General features: G+C 42.4%; 4 protein-coding genes and 2 pseudogenes. 4 read left to right on the top strand and 2 right to left on the bottom strand.

Annotated features, from left to right (window positions below; translation table 11 throughout):
* Nucleotides 1–131, top strand: a pseudogene (locus tag MICAI_RS25910) (excalibur calcium-binding domain-containing protein); the annotation flags it as partial.
* Between the two features lie 51 nt (nt 132–182).
* On the opposite strand, the gene MICAI_RS12730 reads toward MICAI_RS25910, so the two are convergent.
* Complete coding sequence (locus MICAI_RS12730; RefSeq protein ID WP_002791832.1) at nt 183–1,256, bottom strand: Gfo/Idh/MocA family protein; 1,074 nt, start codon at nt 1,254–1,256, stop codon at nt 183–185.
* Between the two features lie 233 nt (nt 1,257–1,489).
* Between MICAI_RS12730 and MICAI_RS12725 the strand changes: the two genes are divergently transcribed.
* Together MICAI_RS12725 and MICAI_RS12720 are read left to right on the top strand one after the other, a co-directional pair.
* Nucleotides 1,490–2,062 (top strand): shikimate kinase, encoded by a 573-nt coding sequence (locus MICAI_RS12725; RefSeq protein WP_008202509.1) that lies wholly within the window; start codon nt 1,490–1,492, stop codon nt 2,060–2,062.
* On the top strand, nt 2,062–2,385 hold the full coding sequence (locus MICAI_RS12720) for a cupin domain-containing protein (protein ID WP_008202507.1): 324 nt from the start codon (nt 2,062–2,064) through the stop codon (nt 2,383–2,385). The genes MICAI_RS12725 and MICAI_RS12720 overlap by 1 nt, the downstream gene beginning before the upstream one ends.
* 14 nt (nt 2,386–2,399) lie before the next feature.
* On the opposite strand, the gene hemW is transcribed toward MICAI_RS12720, so the two are convergent.
* On the bottom strand, nt 2,400–3,572 hold the full coding sequence (gene hemW, locus MICAI_RS12715) for a radical SAM family heme chaperone HemW (protein WP_008202504.1): 1,173 nt from the start codon (nt 3,570–3,572) through the stop codon (nt 2,400–2,402).
* 252 nt (nt 3,573–3,824) lie between these two features.
* Between hemW and MICAI_RS25905 the strand changes: the two are divergent.
* Nucleotides 3,825–3,994 (top strand): annotated as a pseudogene (locus MICAI_RS25905) (ISL3 family transposase); the annotation flags it as partial.
* Nucleotides 3,995–4,411: the final 417 nt, after the last annotated feature.

Genomic DNA, 4,411 nt, shown 5'->3' with positions numbered 1-4,411 from the left:
CGCTTGTCCCCCTATCAGGAAATTGCCCCAATGTCAAAATGGATGGAGATGATGATGGAGTTCCCTGTGAAAGTCAATGGTGTGGGAAAAAACCCTCAGAAAAATGTTTAAAAAGTTCTTCAGATAACTAATTTTGACTGCTCACCCCAATTCTCTCACTTAAAGAATCGGGGTGAAAACAATTAAGAAGCAGTAATCACGGGAGAATTAAGATATTGATAATTCCAGTCCGATTGTTGCCAAACGCGACCATCAAGGGCAATTTGTTCGATTAAACTAGCTAATCGCAAAGCTTTTAAAGCTTGTTCCCCACCGACAGAAGGTTGGTCCCCACCGCGCACACAATGAACAAAATGTTCTAATTCCGCGTGTAGGGGTTCAATATTGCTAGTATAAACCTTTTCAATTAAACCATCTTGACGGTAGAGAACTTGACCGTAATCGGTGCTATAGTTAGCGGTGGTTTGCCGGTGAATGAGGATTTCATTATTGAGAAAATCCGCTTCCGTGAGAGAATTTTTACAGTGGGCTGCTAAACGGCGAATCTTGCGATGAGTCACCTTACTAGCGGTTAAATTAGCCACCACTCCATTACTAAAACCAAGGGTTGCAGTGACATAATCGAGATAACCGGAATCAGTGGCAGCGCGACTACCACTAGCGGTTAATTTCACCACGGGAGCGGCGACTAATTCTAAAATTAAATCTATATCGTGGATCATTAAATCTAACACCACCGACACATCATTAGCGCGTTGGGAATAGGGACTCATGCGATGGGATTCAATCGCTAAAATCTCCTCGGTTTTCAAGACCTTCGATAACTCTTGGAAAGCGGGATTAAAACGCTCGATATGACCCACTTGCAGAATACAATCGTGATCGGCTGCCGCATTGACTAAAGATTCCGCTTCACTAATACTAGCGGCGATCGGTTTCTCGATCAAGGTATGTACTCCCCCTTGCAGACAGTCCATCCCGACTCGATGGTGTAACCGGGTGGGGACAGCGATACAAACCGCATCTACCCTAGGTAAGAGGTCTAAATAATTTTCAAAAAAACGGACTCGGTATTTACTGGCAGTTTCCAGACCCTTTTCGACGTTGACATCGGCCACCCCGACGAATTCCACGTCTTTTAACAAACTCAGGATGCGACTATGGTGTTGTCCCATGTTACCGACCCCGATAACCCCGACTTTAATCGGTTTGAGTTGATTTCTATTACCCGGAAAGTTTGCTGGTTGATTGGACATGAATTTTAGACTCCTGTGTTCACACTCCCCACACCACTTGATTAGATTAATCAAGCTGATTTTGTCGATGAATTACCAAGATGGTATCATGGTTATCCAGATTCTGACACGATGTCGGTGTCAATGGGAGTTCTGAGAAGATTTTCTGATTTCATCTCGCGGTTTTTACTCCTAAATGCTTATCAAAACATCGTCCCTGAGTAGCGAGGACTACATTCAGCTAAATTTTAACTATGGACAATTCAACGGATTTTAACTCCTTACGGGGATTAAGTGTTTTTTTGCTAGGAATGATGGGGGCCGGCAAATCCACCCTGGGAGAGTTGCTTTCCCGACGGTTACAATATCGTTTTTTTGATACAGATATATTAATAGAAAGGGTCGCGGGAAAGAAAATCAGGCAAATTTTTGCCGACGAGGGAGAAGCGACTTTTCGGGAGTTAGAAACCCAAGTTTTGGCCGAATTATCCTCTCTGACTAAAACTGTGATTGCCACCGGGGGAGGGATGGTTTTAAAACCGATGAATTGGAGTTATCTTCGTCACGGTTTAATGATTTGGTTAGATGTTCCCCTAGAAGTCTTGGTTAAACGTTTAAAACAAGATACCTCTCGTCCCTTGTTGGAGTCCACTGATTTAGAAAGTAAACTAGAATTATTATTAGAACAAAGACGAGGACTGTATGCAGAAGCGGATCTTCGGATTGTTGTTTCTGACCTAGATACACCTGCTCATATCGTTGAGAAAATTTTAACAGCAATACCGACGGTGATTAAAGATTTTCATCCAGAAAGAGATAATAACTAATGACAGCAGCTTCAATTTTTGATTTACCCGAACTAATTCCTGACCGAGAAATTCTGGAAATTCTGGCCCAAAGTCAGGCTATTCGTCTGGAAAGAATTATTTCCACCGGTCAAACCACTCCCCGGGGTCAATGGTACGATCAATCTGACTTTGAATGGGTGATTTTATTACAGGGATACGCTGAGATTAGTTATGAAGATGGCAGCCGAGTTAATCTGCAAGCAGGGGATTATCTCCTAATTCCTCCTCACCAAAAACATCGCGTCGAATTTACTAGCAATAATCCCCCTTGTATTTGGTTAGCTATCCATTATCGTCAGTAAAATATAGTTTCTGACTATTGCCAGCGATCGAATAAATCGGTTAAAACTAGATTAGAAAACAAAAAACCTTCGGGGTCGCTTAATCTGACCCTGCTATCCCCCTCAATTATTACTAAATTACGCTGTTTATGCGGCTCTAAGACCTCTAAAATTGCTTTTTTGATTTCCGAACCAAAATTAGCTTCAATGGCGGGTAAACTCACCCCTGACCCTAACCTTAACCCTAGCATTAAGGTTTCGAGAAGATCATCAATCAAGCTATTTTTCTCCACGTCAATCTGACAGCCTTCTTTTACCCAAGCGAAATAGTCGCGACTTTTGCGCGGACGGGTAAAACGTTGTTGATGAAGATAACTAGCAGCCCCCATACCAAAACCGTAATAGGGACGATTTTCCCAGTAAACTCGATTATGTCGGCATTGATAACCCGGTTTGGCATAGTTAGAAATCTCGTAATGTTGATAACCGGCTAAAGCTAGTTTTTCACTGGCTAAAACATACATTTTCGCCGTGGTTTCATCATCGGGTAAGGGTTTTTTCCCCGGTTGATACTGTTTACCGAAAGGAGTAACCGCTTCTAAGACCAAATCGTAACAGGAAAGATGGGCCGGTTGCAGTTCGATCGCTTTTTCTAGGGAATTTTCCCAATCTGTCAGGGTTTGTTGTGGCAATCCCGAAATCAAATCCAAACTATAGTTAACTATTCCCAATCCCTGAATTAATTCCACTGCCTGATAGATATCCTTAACATTATGCGATCGACCAGAAACCTGTAATAATGGTTCTTGAAAAGCCTGTACTCCTAAACTAACCCGATTAACTCCGGCGCTAAGATAACCCTGTAATTGTTCTAAACTAAAGGTAGCCGGATCAATCTCCATAGAAATCTCTATATCGGCCGCAAAATCAAACTTTTTGGCTAAAGTATCCAGAATTGATCCTAATAATTCCACCGGTAACAGGGAAGGAGTCCCCCCCCCAAAAAAAATTGTTTCTAGGGGTTTCCCCGTCCCCTGACTAAGGCTAATTTCTTCTTGTAATATTTCCACATACTCCACCACAGGGGGAAAAGTCGCCGGATTGGTGTGATTACCGACGACAAAAATCGGGAAATCACAGTAAAAACAGCGCCGACGACAAAAAGGAATATGAATATAAACCGAGGTTACGGGGTCAAAATAGGGCATTATATCAAGTAAAAAGGAAAAAGGGGTTGGGAGAGGGAATTATGAATTATGAAGTGGGAAGTGGGGGAGTGGGAAGAATAGACCTCTTGCATAATTTTTTTATGGTAGAATCAGGGGCTTTGCCTTTTTCTCGATTTTTAGAGGGAAGTCGAAAAAAGGATAAAATGTGATCTTAGGTCAGGCAATCATCATCGGCTCTTCTAGGTTCTGTGTCAGAATGGTACAATAGCAGTACATAAGAGGAGGTGGGTTATCTGGATAGATTTTGATCAACTCCTCGATTTACCCAATGTACAGGGGTCAATTACCAAAAAATTGCTCAGACAATTTTCCTCAAGCTCGCTCTTTTAAATGAAACAATTGAATGTCCGAATTGCCTTCAAATCTTGGATAGAATCAATCAGACAGAGTATAATCTAGTCAGTCCCGATGAAAAAATTTTCACCCCCACAGATGAAAGAGGCTTCCTTCCCTACATCCTACACCCGTTCGGCAGTTCGGCTGGTCTCACCGTCGAAGCCTGAGATCACGGCCGAAGCCGACACCCTACACCCTCTTTCCAGTCAGTGGTACTTTTCCCTCCTGCCTTCTGCCAACCGCCTCTTTCTAGGTTGACAAAAGTCCATAACCTGTGCTGTAGGAGGGATTACAAGAATTTCCGCTCCCCCGTTACTGGGTACAAATCAGGGAAACCCCCAATAAATCTAAAACTTTCCCAAAACTAAATTAACACACTGACTTCCCTCTGGGAAAAATTACTGTATTAATATTGGCAGTCTTGACGAAAACAACTGGTTTTGCCAACATTGCAAAATACAGAGTTACTATTATTTTCCCAG

The sequence above is a fragment of the Microcystis sp. T1-4 genome (assembly GCF_000297435.1).
Classification (GTDB): Bacteria; Cyanobacteriota; Cyanobacteriia; order Cyanobacteriales; family Microcystaceae; genus Microcystis.
The sequence above is the reverse complement of the archived record's forward strand: the minus strand, read 5'-3'. Positions and strand labels throughout refer to the sequence as shown.

What these genes read in the sequence shown, in the direction of transcription:
- MICAI_RS12730 (WP_002791832.1), bottom strand. Translation starts at nt 1,256, where the DNA reads ATGTCCAATCAACCAGCAAACTTTCCGGGTAATAGAAATCAACTCAAA.
- MICAI_RS12725 (WP_008202509.1), top strand. Translation starts at nt 1,490, where the DNA reads ATGGACAATTCAACGGATTTTAACTCCTTACGGGGATTAAGTGTTTTT.
- MICAI_RS12720 (WP_008202507.1), top strand. Translation starts at nt 2,062, where the DNA reads ATGACAGCAGCTTCAATTTTTGATTTACCCGAACTAATTCCTGACCGA.
- hemW (WP_008202504.1), bottom strand. Translation starts at nt 3,572, where the DNA reads ATGCCCTATTTTGACCCCGTAACCTCGGTTTATATTCATATTCCTTTT.